The organism is Psychrobacter sp. TB20-MNA-CIBAN-0197 (assembly GCF_040309765.1).
Lineage (GTDB): Bacteria > Pseudomonadota > Gammaproteobacteria > Pseudomonadales > Moraxellaceae > Psychrobacter > Psychrobacter submarinus.
The window spans coordinates 1-304 of record NZ_JBEOPC010000310.1; the positions used below are offsets into that span (position 1 = coordinate 1).

Here is a 304-nt window from a genome sequence, read left to right on the forward strand (position 1 = left end):
CTCTAAAAGCATTGCTACTTGGTTCGGCTTTAGTTGCAACATCATTTTCGGCCCAAGCCCAAAACATGCACGATAGCTGGAATGCATTACTAAATAAGCATGTTGTAGCGATTAACCATAATCACAGCACAGAGGTTGATTACGCAGCCATAAAACGTGAGCATGCACAGCTAAAAACGTATTTAGATTCGTTAAGTGCTGTAACACAAAGCGAATTTGACGCTTGGGAAAAGCCTAAGCAACTCGCTTTTTTAATCAATGCTTATAATGCGTGGACTGTTGAACTTATATTGACTAAGTACCC

General features: G+C 40.1%; 1 pseudogene. It reads left to right on the top strand.

Going from position 1 to position 304, the window contains the following annotated elements:
- Window positions 1-304 (top strand): annotated as a pseudogene (locus tag AAEY83_RS13795) (DUF547 domain-containing protein); the annotation flags it as partial.